Origin of the sequence: Corynebacterium hiratae (assembly GCF_009708045.1) — a bacterium.
GTDB lineage: Bacteria > Actinomycetota > Actinomycetes > Mycobacteriales > Mycobacteriaceae > Corynebacterium > Corynebacterium hiratae.
In genome coordinates this window covers 15,992-32,234 of sequence record NZ_VIOG01000004.1, presented here as the reverse complement: position 1 = coordinate 32,234, position 16,243 = coordinate 15,992, and the positions used below count along the sequence as shown (strand labels likewise).

Sequence of the window (16,243 nt, the reverse complement as noted above, 5' to 3'; positions counted from 1 at the left end):
CATGCCCACCCCGTACTTCGTGGCTGACAGCGCCCAGGTCACTGTCATGCGGTCTTTGGCCTCCACCGCGTTCGGCACCTATGACCTGACCCTGCCAGACGGTATCACCCTGGAGGACTTGTACACGCTTGCAGCACCTGGCAATAAGCTGGGCTATGTTGCTTCTTTGGGTGGGCCGCGTGTGGGTGGTATGGCCAGGCGGTTTATCCGCTCGGATGTGGCCATCACCACTGCTGGTGGTGAGCAGGCGCCGGCCACCAACGTGGAAGAAGTCTTGGACGCTGCGGCGAAGCGTACCAGCGGTGACTTCTTCCTCGAAACCGACATCTCCAAAGCCGGCCTGGGGCCGTGGGTACCGTTCAAGGACTTCCAGGTGGGGGATAAGGCCCGCGTGGAAATCTGGGGTACTGTGGTCACCCTGCCGATTACCCGCATTGATGATGATGTGGTGCATGTGGGTGGGCAGTTGGTGTCGGATGCGGATGCGAGGTTGGCGGAGAATGAGGCGGTGCGCCGCGCCCTCGTCGATGACCGCAGGGACCTCTTCGGCCTGGACGAAAAAATCGAAACGTCGGTGTCGTCGGCTAGGTCGGATTTTTCCCGTGATTTGAGAAGCACGACACAGACGTGGAACTCGAATTTGAATGCGGCCACGGGCCAGTGGAATGCGAGTCTGAATGCGGCGACGGGCCGGTGGGATAGGGAGCTGGTGGCTGCCAGGGATGCAATTGTTGCGCAGCTTGAGCAGCAGAAGCAAGACTACCAACGCGAATACAATTCGCTTTCCGAAAACATCCAGAAATCCATTGACGATGCGGAAGCATCGAACAAGAAACTGCAGGCTCTGACCCGTGCCCTGCAGGGTGAAAACCAGGATTTGGACACCGCAGCCCGCCTAGTCTGGCAGCGCATCAACGGGGTCAGCGATACCGCCAATAAGGCCGGGGACTGGGTCACGAAGAACCAAGACGATGTCAACAAAGCCATCGCCCTGGCCCTGTCCGCGCAGGGAAAATATAACGAGTTCAACAACATTAAGTGGCTGAAGGACTCGGAGTGGAAGACTGAGCAGGCCAAGATTAACGACTCGAATGATCTTTTTAAGCGGATGCAGTCCCAGGTCAACAGCCTGAACAACGTCCAATTTATCAAGATTAATGAGTGGCAGAAGGCTCAGGCTGACATCAATCTGGCGAATGATCGTTTCAAGAAAACGCAGGAGGGGATTAACGAGGCCAATCAGCGGTTCCGTGAGGCGCAGGAGTACTACAACTACGTCAACAACCAGATTAACAACGCACAGAACCGGTACATGGAACGATTGGCCGCTCTCCAGCAGGAAATGGTCAATGCGCAGTCTTTGGCTGTGGACGAACTCATGGCAACAAAAGCCGGGGCAAACCGAGACGATGCGCGGGTAACAAACAACTCTGACGGCACCTGGACCGTGCACCTGCCTTATGTTTCTGGTCGAACGATGGTTCATACCACGTGGTACACGAAGGGCAGCTCGAATTTTCTGACGCGAGAAGGGGAGAAGTTAAGCGACGATATCGGCCGTTTTACTTTTAACCCGAGCACTGACTATGCGCATATCAGGTGGACACGTGCGAAAGGCTCTGTGGAGGTCATTGACCGTAGTCTCTCTAATGTTTCTGTCCCTCGCGGTAGCTGGTCAACTATCTATTCGTTCTCCACGCATAAGTCCGGTGGAAACCTTGTCATTGATGCGACCGTGACGTGGGCGGCAGCAGACCGTGGGTCTGGCTATGGTGTCCGTCTATGGGCGGGTGACAGGATGCTCGGGTCTGAGTACTCCACGGAGCTGGGGCCGATGACCGTCTTTGGTGATGGTGTTCGGAGTCAGTCGGTTAGCGGCACTAGGGCGAATATGCCGAGCAATATTGTTATTGAGGTGCAGGTCTTCTCGAATGCTCTATTGGCTGATAGTCGCAAGGTCAAGTCGGCGACAGTAAAGGGCACTTTTACTGCGCACTAGAAAAGTGAAGGAGAAGGTTTTATGCCTACTGTGACTGGTGTTTTGCAGCACGTCACGCAACGACCAGACACCATTGATGAAGTCTGGGTGCGCGCCCCGGAGGTGCGCGGCCACTCCGGTGGTCTTATCACCCGCAACCCCGACCGGTACAAAGTGGTGGGCGGGAATGTGCAGTTTCAGGTAGCACCGGGGCCTGCCATTCTGGTCATGGTGTCCGCCGGAAACCCCGTGGACAGCGTAAAAATGTTTATCGGCACTGCCGCTTCGCAGACGTTGGAGGCGGTGGTTAAGGGTGCTGACCTGCTGGATGAGAATAGTGTCCGTGAGCTCGACCGTGTCCTGCGGGAGATTCAGCGGAATGTGAATAGTGCTGCTGAGTCGGCGGCGAAGGCTAAGACGTCGGAGACGAACTCCGCAAATTCGGCTAGTCGGGCTTCGTCGTCAGCATCGTCGGCGTCGTCATCGGCATCATCGGCAAAGGCGTCAGAGAATCGGGCTAGGTCGTCGGCGGGCGAGGCGATAATCTATGCGCAGCAGGCCGGTGAGATGGAACGAGCTGTTTTTGATTTAGAAAAAGAGGCGCGGGGTTCCGCACAGGCCGCTAAAGCCTCGCAGGACGCGGCGAAAACCTCCGAAACCAAAGCAGCTACCTCAGCCACTTCCGCTGGCAGGTCAGCAACAACCGCCGCGAGTGAAACCACGAAGGCTTTGCAGAAGTGGCGGGATGAATTCACCGAAAATGACATTGTCTGGGTGGGTGACCGGCTGGGCGTGTCCGGCAAGCTTTCTCCGCCGCTGACCGGGCCGAAGGGTGCTCCTGGTGATGTGTCTAAATCTCAGATGGATGCGGCTATTACCGCCGCCATCGTCGCCCTGGCCCCCACCGGTCTAAAGCTCGTGCTCGCAGCACCAGACGACAAGACTGCCGAGCAGGCTGATACCGCAATCAGAGCCAAGGGGTACCAGGCTGTTGTGGTGGTACCAACCACCGGCAACTGGTGGGAATAAGGAAGGAGCTGAGTGATGCTGAAGAAGATTCGCCAGGGCCCGGTGGTGTTTTTCTACAACGGGGAATCTTGGGAAATCATGGGCGGCACCCCGGATGGGTGGCGTATCTGGCAGTTGGGCCGTATTTACCCGCCGCCTGGCACGTATTGGGTGGAGTTGACGGAGAACGCCACCGTAGAGCACCGCCCAGCTAATACGGGTGTGGCCATTAAGAATCAAAAGGTCGTGACCTTTAAGGAAGACGAAATGCTATTGGCGATGTACGCAAAGAAAGGTGATGCGCTCATGCTCACGTTTTTAGCTCCCCCCCCCCTCGGTCTAGGCAACTTTGCCGCCGCCTTCGTGAGGTGGTGGCAGCATGGCGCTAAAGCTGGTGGATACGGGCCGGGATTCGGCGCTCATCGAATCCTCCGGCGTGGCATCGTATCGCAACTGGGGGACATGGAAAAGGGATGTTCCTCCGTGGGCGTCCGTGCTAGAGAAGGGCGAGGAACTGCGGGTGGAGGGGCGGTTCCGTCTGGAAGTGTTATCCTCCGAAATCCTCGTTTACGTCAACGGCCCGCGCCTGGGATCACTGGGCCAGGGCGTGTACATTCTGGACGGCACGGCGAGGATGTTTATCCAGAGCCCAACCGCGCAAGTGCAGGCGGTACTAACCCGTCTTGCTTGACCCCTGTGGGGGTGGCTCATGCTTAAGCTTGTGAAGCAGGGCCCGGTGTTGCGCCGTGGTGTGGTGTCGCCTGGTAGCGGCTGGATAAATGTAACGGGTGCCGACCCGAACAACAGTAGTAATCCGTACTGGTTTGGGTATTCCGGTCATTGTCTTATGACTGTGACGGCGTGGAATGTGGCGGGCCTGCGGGTGATTGAGTGGGGGAAGGATCGGTTTCTGGAATCTGGCTTGCCGGGTACTGCTCATTCGGTTTCGGGCGTGCTCGATTTAAGCCAGCGTCCCGCTGTGGTGCGTGTGCTGAACCCCACCGATAAAGCGGAAATCGTTATCAACTGGATTCCTCTCTCTCTCTCTCTCTTCGTAGAATTTGCCGCCGCGTGGTTAAGGCGGTGGCGAAATGGCGCTGAGGAAAATTGCTCCAGTCACGGAAACCGCCTCGGGTACGGGTTGGTCGGTGAAAAAGACCGGGAATGTGGTGGAACTACGAATCGATGGATTGGATGCGCAGCAGACCTTTCCCGCCCAGTACGCCCCTACAAGCATGACCTACGCGCCAGTGTCCGCTCAATCGACCACCACCTCCTACACACCCCGCGTAGGGATCAATCCAGGCGGAGTCCTTACCCCGCAGGGCTACACCGGAAAAGGGTACGGAATTATCACCTACACCGTCTAACCCCCGTAGGGGGTGGGCGCTAATGGCACTGAAGCTCGTCAAACCAGGCCCCATTGTCAGGGAGTACGACAAGGCCGTTGGTGGTGTGACCTCGGCCGGTTGGCAGACCGTGACGTTTGCGGGGAATGTGTATCAGACTCTCCCTCCCGGGGTGTACACGGTGACCCTGACCGGTGTGGATTGTGATGGGATACGCCTGTACTACCGCAGGGGGACGAATACCTCAGTCAACGCTTTCTATCTGGAGTCCGCGCCCGTGACCTCTTTGCAGGCCCCGACGCTGACCGCCACCCTCCGCATCAACACTGGCGATAGGTTCTTCATGCAGGTCAATGGGGAGAAACCAGAAACCACAATCCACTACTCCGCTACATACCTCAAACCACTCTAAAGGAGAAATACTATGACCATTCAAGACCTCAAGCAAACCATCATCAGCCTCAACGAGCAGGACTTTTTCGACCTTTTCGGCTGGGTGTGCGGTGACGAATACGACCGCAGGAAGGCCGCACCGGCTGTGGAGAAAGCACAAGCCGACCTCGTGACCGAGCTACAGGACGCAGGCAAGCTGGAGAAGCCGAAGGCCGTGACCGTTGAGGAGGCTATCGCAGCGCCGGGCAAGGTACCAGCGTGGGAGAACCCGCTCACCGACCACTCCAAAATGTACGGGCTGACCAATGTCATCACCCACAACGGTCGTTTCTGGGAGTCCACCCACCCCGGGCTTAATTCGTGGGAGCCTGGCGCACACGGCGTGGACGGGTACATTTGGCGCGACATCACCCATCAGGTGCACCCAACCGCCCCGGAGGAAAACACCGCTAGCCCGGGTGCTATCCCATTCGCCCCCGAACTCCCGGTGGAGGAGGGCAACCTCATTGAGTATGAGGGCGTGGTGTACAAGGTTCTCAGTGCCCACGTCACCAAGTCGTACTGGCCGCCAAACGAGGCGACCAGCCTCTTCGAGCGCGTATAACCCAACCCCTACTGACCGCCGCCTTCGGGCGGCTTTTCTTATACCCAAAGGAGGACATCATGGCACGCGACTATTACAAGCTAGAGCCCGATAGAATCTACCGGATCGGCAAGCACTACACCCCGGGGCGTGCAGGCCAAAAAATCGAGTTCATTACCCGCCACCACCTCATGTATATAGGCGAAGGCGAAGCCGTCGTTGACCAAATCTGGAGCCATCGGCCAGCCTCCGCCCACCACGTCATCGGACCCGACGGCAGGTGGGTGCAAACCGTCTACGACCGCGATACCGCGTGGGCGAATGCCTCCCAGTGGGCCAATCAGCGCACTATCGCTATCGAGCACTCCAACATCACTGGCCGCGCCCACGGCAGCGATTTCCACCCTGATTCGTGGAACATCAGCGAGGAAACAATTATCTCCGGGGCGCGTGTAGCCGCCGCATACTGCCTGTATTTCAACCTGGGCAGGCCCGTGTACGGAAAGAACATCCGTGACCACTTTGAGTTCACCGCGACAGGCTGCCCAGTCCACTTGTCCGGTCCGAAGGTCAGTAATGGGTTTGGTGGACGCGCTGGCAAGTACCACCAGCAGTGGATGGACGAAGCGCAACGTTTCTATGACGAGCTGAAGAACGGCAAGACCACGGGCAAGACACCGACCAAGACTAGTGGAGGGAGTAGCGTCACCATGAACGCAGTAGAGCAAGTCAACGCCCACACACGGGCATTCATCACTGGGTATTTAGGCCCGCAGATTGATGCGATTCAGGAAATCTGGACGCAGTTGCGTGGCCCGAAGGGCAAGGGCTGGGAGCAATTAGGAACCAATGACAAGGGCCAGAATTTGACCCTCGTCGATGCTATCGCGGCGCTGCGCCAGGACGTAGCACGCCTTGAGAAGAAGCTGGAGGGCAAGCGATGACTCGACCGTCCCCGATGCTCACTGAGGTGGGGGAGTATGTGGCTGGTGCGGTGGCTGCGGAGCTTGTGGCGCAGCCGTGGTGGCTGAGACGCAAGGCCACCATCATGCTGGTGCTGCAAGCCCTGGCGTGGCTGGCAGGCATCCTCCCCGTCGTACTGACTGATACCCCGGAATGGTTCATCTTCGTCGCCGGTGGTATCGGCTTCATCCTCACCACCCTGCTGAATGCCCTCACCTTTGATGGTGTCACCCCGTCCATGGCGGGGCGGTTGGCCGAGCAAGCCCAGGCCGCAGAAGCCGAAACCGCACCGCCCACACTGCCGGTGTACACCGGGCCAACCACAGCAGGGGAGTGACGCGCCGTGCCGATTGATAAACTGCCCGCCCAATCCCAGCCAGCAGCCCGCAGGGTGCGTGCTTGGTGCATGGGGGACGCCCCGGCGCTTGTCATCCTCGGCATCTCCATCATGGCCCGTGGTATCTCCTACCTTCCGCCGCTCATGTCACCGCGTGCGCAGGCCGCGCACCCCGCTGAGGGCTTCCTCTCTATGCCACGTGGGCGGTGATTTGGATTGTGATTGGTGCCGCATGCATCCTGTCGGCCTGGTGGGATAAAGCCACGCCCATAGCGGTAGGGGCCGGGGTAGGGCTCAACATTTTGTGGGGCTTGAGCTTCCTGACAAATAGCATCATCAATGACAGTCCACGCGCCTGGGTATCCTCCATCGGCTACCTCTCCCTAGCTCTACTGGTCATCTGGGCGGTGTGGCGCGGACACCGCGAGCCCACGCTACAGGGGGAGGAGATTCGTGATGCACTTCAGCGAGATTGATGGGGGACAGCTGACCACCATCATCGTCGCCGTCATTTCCGCCCTTGGTGCCTACGCTGGGGTTAAAGCCAAAGCGTCTGCTGATAGGAAGGCGGCGGAGCCCGCCACCTTGCAATCCCTCATCACCGAGATGAAAGCCTATTTCAAAGAGCGTTTGGAGACGCAGCAGGAGCAGCTGGAGTCGCAGGGGGCGCGCATCACCACGCTGGAAGACCGCCTAGCCGCCCACACTGATTACGTGGAATGGCTCGAAGGCCTAGGACTCCCAAAACCCCCTTTTTTGCCGTTCGATGAATGGCGCCAACGTCGATAACCTAAGACCCTCACCTTGATAGGTGGGGGTCTTTTTCTGCGTTTTAAGGGGCTACCTCGTAGTCGAAGTCCGCGAGGGTGTACGCCATGCAGATGTGCCCCATGAGGGCGGTGTGCTCATGCCTGCTTAGGTTCTCGCCCGTGAGCTCGTTGGTGAGTGTTACTTTCTTCCCCTCTTCCTCGGCCTTCTCGGCGACCTGCATGGCCTGGTCGATGCAGTCCGCGAAGCGTACCCACTTGTCCTGGAGCCACACGCCGACATCGAGCGGGGGCTGGTGGGTGGATTCCCAGCGTTGTGCGGTGCGGATGTTGACGTTGCAGGCCTCGGCTACATCCTGGGAGGTGAGGCCCATGCTGGTGCGGAGGATACGGAACTCGTTTGGGGTCATGCTGCTTGTGTCCTTACTTCGGTGATGGTGCCTAGGTGGAAGTATTGGCGTCCAACTTTGCGATCGATGGTGCCCCACTGGCCCGGGGTGTTGGTGCGCCGGAACGTCACATCATCAGGGAACTGCTCTTTGAGGATGGCGTACATGTGGGGGCCGGTGAAGGTGCCCAGGGTGGTGACGATGGTCTGCATGGCTTAGGCTCCTGCAATCGCGGCGTTGATGATGGCGTGCATCTCCTCGCCAGTGCGCATCTCGATGGTTGCGCCGTCGATGGTGCGAGCGCGGGGGAGGTCTAGGCGTACACCGCGCAGGGTCATGCAGTTCTTCACCCACTCACCGCGGGTGCGGTTGTAGCCGAAGCCTTGGGCTTTGAGCTGTCGGCGGATACGCGGGGCCTTAGCCTTGTTGGCGATGTGTGCGATGAGGAACATTTCGGACTCTCTTTCCGATTCTTGCGGCCTCTTCCAGGAGCTGTTCTCCTTGCCGTCTAACTACAGTCTACGCCGTAAAATACGACATTGCAAGTTGTGGGCAATAAAAAATCCCCGCTGACGCGGGGAATAAGAGCAATCTGCGTGATGGTTGAGCATCAGCAACGGCTCACCCCTGCTAACGCAGGGAAATAGAGCTACAGCGCAATGTATTGAACATCGACAACGGCTCACCCCCGCCGAGACGGGGAAGAATCGAGCTTTCCTGAATGCTTAAGCATCAGAAACGGCTCACCCCCGCAAACGCGGGGAACACCACTGAGACTACTTCATCCTTTTCCACTGCGCAACGGCAGACTGCTGACGCCCTGTTGCCTGCGCCACCTTGTACTGGGTAATCCCACTGGCCAGGGCGGCCCGGGTGGCCTCCGCACGCTCACGCTTCAACCCGGCCAACGCCTCCTCGGCGTCCTGCACCTGGCGGTCAATCCCCACCACCCGGGCGAGCAATTCATCCTGGCCCATGCTTATGCTCCCTTCTGGGCCATCGCGGCCATGGCGTTGGAGGAGGAGATGATGTAGCGGCGCATCAGGTCACGCTCGGCATCACCGGCCAGGATGCTCATGCTGACGCGGCGCACCACATCCGCAGCCACGCGGGTGCCGGTGCGGTTGCTGAGGCGCTCCTCGGCCTCCTTGAGGCGAGCCTCCATGCGGCCCATTGCTTGCTCGTTGATGATGGTGGTCTCGCAGTCGCCCTGTACACCGAAGGCCTGCTGAATCTGGATGGTGTCGTAGATAGCGACCGCATCCTCAACCATGTCGTCGAGGATGGGGCCGTGAGCAACGTCAGCACCGTCGGCAACCTGCTCGGCGTGCTGAATCTGTGCCTCAACATCTTCGACGCGCTCGGCAATGTAGGACTCTAGTTCCTTGGTGATGTACGGCATGAAATGAATGGCCACCTCGTTGAGGTTGGCGACGAGGGCTGGGTGGTATCCGTCCTTTAGGGACTCAATCAGGTCGCTGGCCTGCGCGGTGGTCAGCTCGTCGAGGTCGCACTCGAGCTCATGGTTGTGGTCTTCGATGAGGCTTTCCATCCAGTCGTTGAGGGCTTCCTGGTCGATCGTCTTGCCGAAGCGGACGAGGCGCTGGTTAATCAGGTCGATGTTGTCCTGGATGTGGTCGTCGTCGATGGTGAGGGCGTCGCGGTTGTTGCGGAGGGATTCGATGTAGCGGGCCTGTGCTGCGGTGGTCATTGGTCTGTGTCCTTTTCTTTTGTGGCTCTCTGCCTTACACCTCTAATACTACATGGGTTGTAGTACTACAGCAAGCGTAGTGGTGTGATAGTGGCGAAACTCACACCCTAGGGGCCAGAGAGTGAAAACTAGGCCAAATCCGTGACGGACAAATGACGGAGAATTGACGGAGACTGAACCGTTTCCGCAGGTCACCAAACGTCGCCAATACAACCGGGATCAAACACGAAAACAGCCCGCAACCAGCAAATACGCCGGTCAACGGGCCACCTTAATCAGCTTCCCCACCAGGACTCGAACCTAGAATGACGGTACCAAAAACCGTAGTGTTGCCGATTACACCATGGGGAAACTGCGCACACAACGTGGGCGCTGGGGGACATGTTACCTGACAGGTGCGGGTGAGACCTAAACACGTGGCCACCCCTCCCGTTGTCGCCGGTCGCTCTTGGCTGGTGAGGGCGATGTCCGGTGGGGGAGATACAGTAGAAGGCATGGTTCGACAAAGGATGACCGGGCGTGAGCGCCGAGAGCAGTTGATCTCCATAGGACGTGCGGCCTTCGCGGAACGCGGCTTCGATGGTGCCAGCGTGGAAGACATCGCCGCGCGCGCAGGCGTGTCCAAGCCGGTGGTCTACGAGCACTTCGGCGGCAAGGAAGGCCTCTACGCCGTCGTCATTGACCGTGAGCTCGTCGCTTTGGAAAAGGTCGTCACGGAATCACTGCAGACAGGCTCGTGGCGCCAGCGCATCGAGCAGGGGGTCGTCGCTTTGCTGACCTACGTGGAGGAAGAGACCGATGGTTTCTTAATCCTCGTGCGCGACTCCAAGCCAGGGGAGGAGCGTAGCTTCTCCACGCTGTTGAACACAGCGGTAAATCAGATTGCGCACATCCTCGGTGAGGCCTTCGAACACCGCGGTCTCGACCCCGAGCTGTCGGTGCTCTACGGCCAAGCGCTCGTCGGCATGGTGGCCACCACGGCCCAGTGGTGGCTGGATGAGCGCGAGCCTTCGCGGGAGACCGTCGCAGCGCACATCGTCAATTTGTGCTGGAATGGTCTTTCCGGCATGGAAGCAGCACCGAAGTTGAAGGGAGCCAAGTAGGTGGCAACGCCGATGCTGGGCGGACTGCTCAAGGTAGCCGCCTCAGATCCGAAACTCAAAGGTCTCGCTACCCAAGTGGGCACACCGTCGCTGCACATCACGGGCATCGACCAGGCCCGCCCCTGGGCCATTGGAACGCTGGCGCACCAAGCGCCGGTGCTGGTGGTGACTGCATCCGGGCGTGAGGCCGAGGACCTCACCGCGGAGCTGGCAGCCATGCTGGGGGATAAGGTCGTCTACTTCCCGGCGTGGGAGACGTTGCCGCATGAGCGGCTGTCGCCGGCCCCGGATATCGTCGGCAAGCGCGCGCGTGTGCTCGACCTAGTGGGGGCGGGCAAAGCCAAAGTGGTGGTGACCTCTGCCCGCGGGTATTGCCAGCCCATCCTGAGCAAGGTGGAGGGCCGGGAGCCCATCTTCCTCAAGGAAGAGGATGAGCACGAGCTCTCACATATCCTTTCGGAGCTGGAGTTTCGCGCCTACAAGCACGTGGATATGGTGGCCAAGCGCGGCGAGTACGCCACGCGCGGCGGCATCCTCGATGTTTTCCCCACCACCTCGGACTACCCGGTGCGTGTGGAGTTCTGGGGCGATGAGATTACCGATATCCGCCAGTTCTCCGTGGCGGATCAGCGCGCCATCCCGGAGATTGAGGTCGGCGAGGTCGCCATCTATCCCGCCCGCGAGCTGCCGATTACTAATGAGGTTGCCGCACGCGCCCGTGAGCTGGCTCAGAAGTTTGGCGGGAATGCGGCGCTGGCAGAACTGCTGACCAAGGTAGGCGAGCACATCCCGGCCGACGGTATGGAGGCGTTGCTTGCCGTGCTAGCCGACGACCCCTTTGTCACCCTTCCCGAACTCCTCACGGCGGGCACGCACGTGGTGCTCGTGGCACCGGAAAAGATCCGCACGCGCATTGCGGACCTGGAATCCACCGATGCGGAGTTCTTGGCTGCTGGCTGGGAGGCCGCCGCGATGGGTGCGGATGGTCCGCTGGCTGCCGAGGGCTTGGATACCTCGGCGTCGAGTTACCGCTCCTATGAGTCGCTTGAGGCCACGTGCCGGAATATCGAGGCCCCGCTGTGGACTTTTGCCCCTCCGGGGATGTTCGCCGCCGCCGAATCGGAGACCCTGCCGCTGGACTTTGAGCCCGGTCCTACTCCGCGCGGTGATATCTCAGAGATTGATGCCATGATGGCGCAGCTTCTAGCGCACACCACCGCTGGTGGGCGGGCTGCGTTTATTGCTCCTGCCCAGGGTGCGATTAAGCGCATGGTGGAGCGTTTCGCGGAGAAGGGCATCCCTACCAATGTGGCGACGCCTGGGTGGGAGCCGAGCCCCGGTGAGGTCACCCTCTACCAGGCCTTGTCCCATGCAGGTCTGGTGTTCCCCAAGGTGCGCAAGCTGAAGGATGCTGAGGCGCTGCCGCTCGTGGTTATTACGGAAACCGATCTGACAGGCAACCGCGTGGGCGATATTGCGGGAGCTAAGCGTCGCCCAGCAAAGCGCCGCAACCGCGTGGATCCCCTCGCACTTAAGCAGGGCGACTACGTGGTGCATGAGACCCATGGCATCGGCAAGTTCCTCAAGATGGCCGAGCGCACCGTCCAATCCGGTGATGAAACCTCCCGCCGCGAGTACATCGTGTTGGAGTATGCGGCGTCCAAGCGCGGTCAGCCGGCCGACCAGCTGTGGGTGCCCATGGATTCGTTGGATCTGTTGAGCAAATACACCGGCGGTGAGGCGCCGACGCTGTCCAAGATGGGCGGCTCGGACTGGAAGAACACCAAGAAGAAGGCGCGCGCCGCGGTGCGTGAGATCGCCGGTGAGCTGGTGGAGCTTTATGCCAAGCGCCAGGCAGCCCCTGGCCACCAGTTTGGGCCCGATACGCCGTGGCAGGCGGAGATGGAGGATAATTTCCCCTTCGTCGAGACTGAAGACCAAATGCTGGCCATCGATGCCGTCAAGCAGGATATGGAATCCACGGTGCCGATGGACCGCGTGGTCGTCGGCGATGTGGGCTATGGCAAGACCGAGGTTGCGGTGCGCGCGGCCTTCAAGGCCGTGCAGGACGGTAAGCAGGTCGCGGTCCTCGTGCCCACCACTTTGCTGGCCCAGCAGCACACCGATACTTTCCGCGAGCGCATGCAGGGCTTCCCGGTGGATATCGAGGTGCTCTCGCGCTTTACCTCGACCAAGGAATCCAAGGAGATTCTCGCCGGTTTGGCGGATGGTTCCGTAGACATCGTCATCGGCACGCACCGCCTGCTGCAGACCGGTGTGCAGTGGAAGAACTTGGGCCTCATCGTGGTAGATGAGGAGCAGCGCTTCGGCGTGGAACACAAGGAGCACATCAAGGCGCTCAAGGCCAGCGTGGACGTGCTCACCATGTCCGCGACGCCGATTCCGCGCACCTTGGAGATGTCCATGGCGGGCATCCGTGAAATGTCTACGATTTTGACGCCTCCGGAGGACCGTCACCCGGTCCTGACTTATGTGGGCGCGTATGAGGATAAGCAGGTGGCCGCGGCCATCCGCCGCGAGCTGCTGCGCGACGGCCAAGTTTTCTTCATCCACAACAAAGTCGCCGACATCGAAAAGAAGGCCCGCGAACTGCGGGACCTGGTGCCGGAGGCGCGCATCGTCGTCGCGCACGGCCAGATGAACGAGGACGTGCTTGAACGCACCGTCCAAGGTTTCTGGGACCGCGAATTCGACGTGTTGGTGTGTACCACCATCGTGGAGACCGGTCTGGATATTGCTAATGCAAATACCCTCATCGTGGAAAACGCCCACCACATGGGTCTATCCCAGCTGCACCAATTGCGCGGGCGCGTGGGCCGCTCCCGGGAGCGCGGCTACGCCTACTTCCTTTACCCGAAGGGCGCCACACTGACGGAGACCTCCTATGACCGTCTGGCCACCATCGCCCAAAACAACGATCTGGGTGCGGGCATGGCCGTGGCCATGAAGGACCTTGAGATGCGCGGCGCGGGCAACGTCCTGGGTGCCGAGCAGTCCGGCCACATCGCCGGCGTGGGCTTTGATCTCTACGTGCGCCTCGTCGGCGAGGCCGTGGAGACCTTTAAGGCGCTCGCCCGCGGTGAGACCCCCGTGGTCACGGACGAAGGACCGAAGGAAATCCGCATCGACCTGCCGGTGGACGCCCACATCCCGGAGTCCTACATCAACTCCGAGCGCTTGCGCTTGGAGGTCTACCGCAAGTTGGCGGCTTCCAAGGAGAACGCGGACCTGGCGCACGTGGTGGAGGAGATGCAGGACCGCTACGGGCCCATTCCGGAGCCGGTCGAGCGCTTGCTCGCGGTAGCACGCCTGCGCCACCAGGCCCGCCGGGCTGGGGTCAGCGACATCACGGTGCAGGGCACTCGCATCAAGGTCCACCCGGTGGAGCTGGCGGATTCCAAGCAGGTGCGCCTCAAGCGCCTTTACCCGGGCTCGAATTATCGTGCGGCGGCCAAGGCCATCCAGCTCAGCTTCCCCAAGGCAGGACGGAATGTCACAGACCCCAAGCTGCGTGACATTGAGCTGCTGCAATGGGTGGCGGATTTCCTAGCGTCGATGTTTGAACTCGAGCACGTTGACGTCAGTGGTGCTAAGACTAAGAAAAACGTCATTAGCGTAGGAGAGAAGTAATGGACGCCGCGAACAACCGCATTGGCTATCCTCGGGCGAATCAACGGATCGTCATGGTGGCGGTGTGGATGTTCGCGGCGTTAATCAGCATCCCCGTCTCGCTGGTCATAAAGTTCAGCGGCGAGAACGGTGGTTGGCTCACCTTCATGTTGATGATGTTTGGGGTAATCCTGGTTGGTGTCTGGGTGTTGCTTGGGTTGCTCCCGTTATTCATCCGCAGTGATTACGAGAGCAAGCTGGAGTGGGCGTGGGTGTCCATGGCCCTGGTGTTCATCGGCTTCATCCTGGGCAACGCCAACCTGCCGGATTTTGGAGACATCGGACCGTCCACCGTACCGACGTGGTGGTTTGGCAACGAGGAAGCGGCCACAATCACCGGCGGCATCCTCCTCGTTATCAGCGGCATCGGCCACGTCATGTGGCTCGCAAGCTGCATCACGTACGCGGTGCTCTCGCACCGCTCAGCACCTGAGGTGTTCTAGAGAACGAGGCGCCCGGTGCCCAAGCCCCACACCGCGGCGACAGCGCCGACAATCACCAGCGCCACAACGCACCATTCGAAGGTGTTAAACACGCGCTCCTTCTTGTGTAAGCGTGTGGCCACGTAAGGGATCATGCTCGGGACCACAGCCAGCGCGCCAAGCAGCACGTAGACCGGGTCGGCGGCGTAAATGAGCCAGACGGAATAAATGAAGGCGACGAGGCCAATGTAGAGGTGGCGGCGGTTGTCGCGGCGGCTCACCTCCGGGCCAGACAAGTCGAAGCGCACCCCGGCATGCGGGTGGGTTAGCCCCTTGCCGCGCACCGCCAAGAGCACCAGGTACAGCGAGGAGAAGATGTAGGGCAGCAGGTACATGATGGTGGCCAGCTGCACCATCGCGTTATAGGACGTCTCGTTGAGGAAGAAGACGATGACGAAGAGCTGAATCGTCAGCGTAGAAATCAGCTGCGCAACCCAGGGCGCGCCGGCGATGTTCACAGTGCCGATCTTGCGGGGGAGAAGACCATCGACAGCCATCATGACGATAGGCTCCGCGCACAGCATCTGCCAAGACACATAGGCGCCAAGCACGGAAAGGCACAGGCCGAGGGAGATGAGCGCGCCGCCCCATTCACCGACCGCTGCGGTGAGCACGGAGGCCATCGAGTTATCCGGAAGCGCTGCGAGCTCCTCCTGGGTAAGGACGCCGAAGCTCAGCGTGGACACGGAGACCAGCAGTGCCAAGACGCTGATGAAGCCGATGACGGTGGCGCGGCCGACGTCGGCACGCGTGCGGGCCTGCTTGGAGTAGACCGAAGCGCCCTCCACGCCGATGAAGACCCACACGGTGAAGAGCATGATTCCCTGCACCTGCTCAAAGAGGGACTTATCAGAAGCCTTGCCCCAGATATCCAGGGTGAACTTGTCCCAGCTAAATCCCACGAAAGCGAGGATGACGATGAAGGCCAGGATGGGCACGATCTTGGCCACGGAGGTGACCATGTTCATGATGGCCGCCTGCTTAATACCGCGGGCCAGCACCGCAAAAATACCCCACGACAGCAAAGACACCGCAATGGCGGAAACCCAGCGGTGGTCGGCGTCAAAGAGGGGGACGTAGTGGCCGATGGTGTTGAAGAACAATGTGGCGTAGCCGACCTGGGCCATCACGGAGCCCAGCCAGTAGCCCCAACCGGAGGTGAAGCCGATGAAATCACCTAAGCCGGCGCGTACATAGGAGTACACACCGGAGTCGAGGTGCGGCTTGCGGTGCGCCAGGATTTGGAAGACGAAGGCGACGGAGAGCATGCCCACGCCGGCGATGAGCCAGCCGATGAGCATGGCGCCCGGGCCGGCGACGGAGGCGATGTTTTGCGGGAGAGAGAAGATACCCGCGCCCACCGTGGAACCGATGATGAGCGCGACAAGCGTCCACAGCGTCACGGAGTGCGTGCGCGGCGATTCGGTGAGATTGGAAGTGGTCATTGGTTAAAAATACCCCTTAAGGCGGGCTTTTGTGCAACTGCAGCG

At 60.1% G+C, this 16,243-nt stretch carries 20 protein-coding genes; 14 read left to right on the top strand and 6 right to left on the bottom strand.

Translation table 11 applies throughout. The features are described from left to right. The first annotated feature begins 1 nt into the window (after position 1). From FME68_RS04280 to FME68_RS04230, 11 genes are all read left to right on the top strand, one after another. Positions 2 to 1,999 carry a hypothetical protein gene (locus tag FME68_RS04280; protein WP_158396249.1) on the top strand — a complete coding sequence of 666 codons (1,998 nt, stop codon included), beginning with the start codon at positions 2 to 4 and terminating at the stop codon, positions 1,997 to 1,999. Between the two features lie 21 nt (positions 2,000 to 2,020). Continuing rightward, a complete protein-coding gene (locus FME68_RS04275) occupies positions 2,021 to 3,007 on the top strand; it encodes a hypothetical protein (protein ID WP_158396247.1) in 987 nt (328 codons plus the stop codon). A 358-nt stretch (positions 3,008 to 3,365) separates the two neighbouring features. Next, entirely contained in the window at positions 3,366 to 3,677 is a 312-nt protein-coding gene (locus FME68_RS04270) for a hypothetical protein (RefSeq protein WP_158396244.1), read from the top strand. A 400-nt stretch (positions 3,678 to 4,077) separates the two neighbouring features. After that, positions 4,078 to 4,356: a hypothetical protein gene (locus FME68_RS04265; RefSeq protein WP_158396242.1), complete on the top strand. Its 279-nt coding sequence runs from the start codon at positions 4,078 to 4,080 to the stop codon at positions 4,354 to 4,356. A gap of 22 nt (positions 4,357 to 4,378) precedes the next feature. Continuing rightward, positions 4,379 to 4,747: a hypothetical protein gene (locus FME68_RS04260; protein WP_158396240.1), complete on the top strand. Its 369-nt coding sequence runs from the start codon at positions 4,379 to 4,381 to the stop codon at positions 4,745 to 4,747. Positions 4,748 to 4,759: 12 nt separating this feature from the next. After that, positions 4,760 to 5,332, top strand: coding sequence for a hypothetical protein (locus FME68_RS04255; protein WP_158396238.1), 573 nt, complete (start codon positions 4,760 to 4,762; stop codon positions 5,330 to 5,332). 59 nt (positions 5,333 to 5,391) lie between these two features. Then, positions 5,392 to 6,255, top strand: a complete 864-nt coding sequence (locus FME68_RS04250; RefSeq protein ID WP_158396236.1) for a peptidoglycan recognition protein family protein — start codon at positions 5,392 to 5,394, stop codon at positions 6,253 to 6,255. After that, positions 6,252 to 6,611, top strand: a complete 360-nt coding sequence (locus tag FME68_RS04245; RefSeq protein WP_158396234.1) for a hypothetical protein — start codon at positions 6,252 to 6,254, stop codon at positions 6,609 to 6,611. Before FME68_RS04250 ends, FME68_RS04245 begins: the two co-directional genes overlap by 4 nt. A gap of 6 nt (positions 6,612 to 6,617) precedes the next feature. Then, on the top strand, positions 6,618 to 6,821 hold the full coding sequence (locus tag FME68_RS04240; RefSeq protein WP_158396232.1) for a hypothetical protein: 204 nt from the start codon (positions 6,618 to 6,620) through the stop codon (positions 6,819 to 6,821). Between the two features lie 8 nt (positions 6,822 to 6,829). Then, entirely contained in the window at positions 6,830 to 7,087 is a 258-nt protein-coding gene (locus FME68_RS04235; protein WP_158396230.1) for a hypothetical protein, read from the top strand. Further along, the gene (locus FME68_RS04230) at positions 7,065 to 7,400 is read left to right on the top strand and encodes a hypothetical protein (RefSeq protein WP_158396228.1); all 336 of its coding nucleotides are present in this window, start codon (positions 7,065 to 7,067) and stop codon (positions 7,398 to 7,400) included. The genes FME68_RS04235 and FME68_RS04230 overlap by 23 nt, the downstream gene beginning before the upstream one ends. Positions 7,401 to 7,443: 43 nt before the next feature. Here FME68_RS04230 and FME68_RS04225 read toward each other — a convergent pair whose 3' ends face one another. The 5 genes from FME68_RS04225 to FME68_RS04205 all read right to left on the bottom strand — a co-directional run bounded on the left by FME68_RS04225 (position 7,444) and on the right by FME68_RS04205 (position 9,478). Next, positions 7,444 to 7,788 carry a helix-turn-helix domain-containing protein gene (locus tag FME68_RS04225; protein WP_158396226.1) on the bottom strand — a complete coding sequence of 115 codons (345 nt, stop codon included), beginning with the start codon at positions 7,786 to 7,788 and terminating at the stop codon, positions 7,444 to 7,446. Next, positions 7,785 to 7,979, bottom strand: coding sequence for a hypothetical protein (locus FME68_RS04220; protein WP_158396224.1), 195 nt, complete (start codon positions 7,977 to 7,979; stop codon positions 7,785 to 7,787). The genes FME68_RS04225 and FME68_RS04220 overlap by 4 nt, the downstream gene beginning before the upstream one ends. 3 nt (positions 7,980 to 7,982) lie before the next feature. Then, positions 7,983 to 8,219, bottom strand: coding sequence for a hypothetical protein (locus FME68_RS04215; RefSeq protein ID WP_158396222.1), 237 nt, complete (start codon positions 8,217 to 8,219; stop codon positions 7,983 to 7,985). A gap of 324 nt (positions 8,220 to 8,543) precedes the next feature. Beyond that, positions 8,544 to 8,744 carry a hypothetical protein gene (locus FME68_RS04210; RefSeq protein ID WP_158396220.1) on the bottom strand — a complete coding sequence of 67 codons (201 nt, stop codon included), beginning with the start codon at positions 8,742 to 8,744 and terminating at the stop codon, positions 8,544 to 8,546. 2 nt (positions 8,745 to 8,746) lie between these two features. Continuing rightward, positions 8,747 to 9,478, bottom strand: a complete 732-nt coding sequence (locus FME68_RS04205) for a hypothetical protein (RefSeq protein ID WP_158396218.1) — start codon at positions 9,476 to 9,478, stop codon at positions 8,747 to 8,749. A gap of 494 nt (positions 9,479 to 9,972) precedes the next feature. On the opposite strand from FME68_RS04205, the gene FME68_RS04200 reads away from it, so the two are divergent. From FME68_RS04200 to FME68_RS04190, 3 genes are read left to right on the top strand one after another with little or no spacing between them, the layout of a single operon-like run. After that, the gene (locus FME68_RS04200; RefSeq protein ID WP_046648318.1) at positions 9,973 to 10,581 is read left to right on the top strand and encodes a TetR/AcrR family transcriptional regulator; all 609 of its coding nucleotides are present in this window, start codon (positions 9,973 to 9,975) and stop codon (positions 10,579 to 10,581) included. A gap of 12 nt (positions 10,582 to 10,593) precedes the next feature. Then, on the top strand, positions 10,594 to 14,232 hold the full coding sequence (mfd, locus tag FME68_RS04195) for a transcription-repair coupling factor (RefSeq protein WP_158396457.1): 3,639 nt from the start codon (positions 10,594 to 10,596) through the stop codon (positions 14,230 to 14,232). Continuing rightward, positions 14,232 to 14,714, top strand: coding sequence for a hypothetical protein (locus FME68_RS04190; protein WP_158396216.1), 483 nt, complete (start codon positions 14,232 to 14,234; stop codon positions 14,712 to 14,714). Before mfd ends, FME68_RS04190 begins: the two co-directional genes overlap by 1 nt. Here the strand turns inward: FME68_RS04190 and FME68_RS04185 are convergent. Further along, the gene (locus FME68_RS04185; RefSeq protein ID WP_070754591.1) at positions 14,711 to 16,198 is read right to left on the bottom strand and encodes an amino acid permease; all 1,488 of its coding nucleotides are present in this window, start codon (positions 16,196 to 16,198) and stop codon (positions 14,711 to 14,713) included. The two genes, FME68_RS04190 and FME68_RS04185, sit on opposite strands and share 4 nt — an antisense overlap. Between the last annotated feature and the right edge of the window lie 45 nt (positions 16,199 to 16,243).

Excerpts from the sequence above, each read along its gene's own strand:
- FME68_RS04280 (WP_158396249.1), top strand. The coding sequence starts at position 2 with ATGCCCACCCCGTACTTCGTGGCTGACAGCGCCCAGGTCACTGTCATG.
- FME68_RS04255 (WP_158396238.1), top strand. The coding sequence starts at position 4,760 with ATGACCATTCAAGACCTCAAGCAAACCATCATCAGCCTCAACGAGCAG.
- FME68_RS04215 (WP_158396222.1), bottom strand. The coding sequence starts at position 8,219 with ATGTTCCTCATCGCACACATCGCCAACAAGGCTAAGGCCCCGCGTATC.
- mfd (WP_158396457.1), top strand. The coding sequence starts at position 10,594 with ATGCTGGGCGGACTGCTCAAGGTAGCCGCCTCAGATCCGAAACTCAAA.
- FME68_RS04270 (WP_158396244.1), top strand. The coding sequence starts at position 3,366 with ATGGCGCTAAAGCTGGTGGATACGGGCCGGGATTCGGCGCTCATCGAA.
- FME68_RS04225 (WP_158396226.1), bottom strand. The coding sequence starts at position 7,788 with ATGACCCCAAACGAGTTCCGTATCCTCCGCACCAGCATGGGCCTCACC.
- FME68_RS04250 (WP_158396236.1), top strand. The coding sequence starts at position 5,392 with ATGGCACGCGACTATTACAAGCTAGAGCCCGATAGAATCTACCGGATC.
- FME68_RS04190 (WP_158396216.1), top strand. The coding sequence starts at position 14,232 with ATGGACGCCGCGAACAACCGCATTGGCTATCCTCGGGCGAATCAACGG.
- FME68_RS04205 (WP_158396218.1), bottom strand. The coding sequence starts at position 9,478 with ATGACCACCGCAGCACAGGCCCGCTACATCGAATCCCTCCGCAACAAC.
- FME68_RS04260 (WP_158396240.1), top strand. The coding sequence starts at position 4,379 with ATGGCACTGAAGCTCGTCAAACCAGGCCCCATTGTCAGGGAGTACGAC.
- FME68_RS04220 (WP_158396224.1), bottom strand. The coding sequence starts at position 7,979 with ATGCAGACCATCGTCACCACCCTGGGCACCTTCACCGGCCCCCACATG.
- FME68_RS04185 (WP_070754591.1), bottom strand. The coding sequence starts at position 16,198 with ATGACCACTTCCAATCTCACCGAATCGCCGCGCACGCACTCCGTGACG.
- FME68_RS04265 (WP_158396242.1), top strand. The coding sequence starts at position 4,078 with ATGGCGCTGAGGAAAATTGCTCCAGTCACGGAAACCGCCTCGGGTACG.
- FME68_RS04210 (WP_158396220.1), bottom strand. The coding sequence starts at position 8,744 with ATGGGCCAGGATGAATTGCTCGCCCGGGTGGTGGGGATTGACCGCCAG.
- FME68_RS04200 (WP_046648318.1), top strand. The coding sequence starts at position 9,973 with ATGGTTCGACAAAGGATGACCGGGCGTGAGCGCCGAGAGCAGTTGATC.
- FME68_RS04275 (WP_158396247.1), top strand. The coding sequence starts at position 2,021 with ATGCCTACTGTGACTGGTGTTTTGCAGCACGTCACGCAACGACCAGAC.
- FME68_RS04245 (WP_158396234.1), top strand. The coding sequence starts at position 6,252 with ATGACTCGACCGTCCCCGATGCTCACTGAGGTGGGGGAGTATGTGGCT.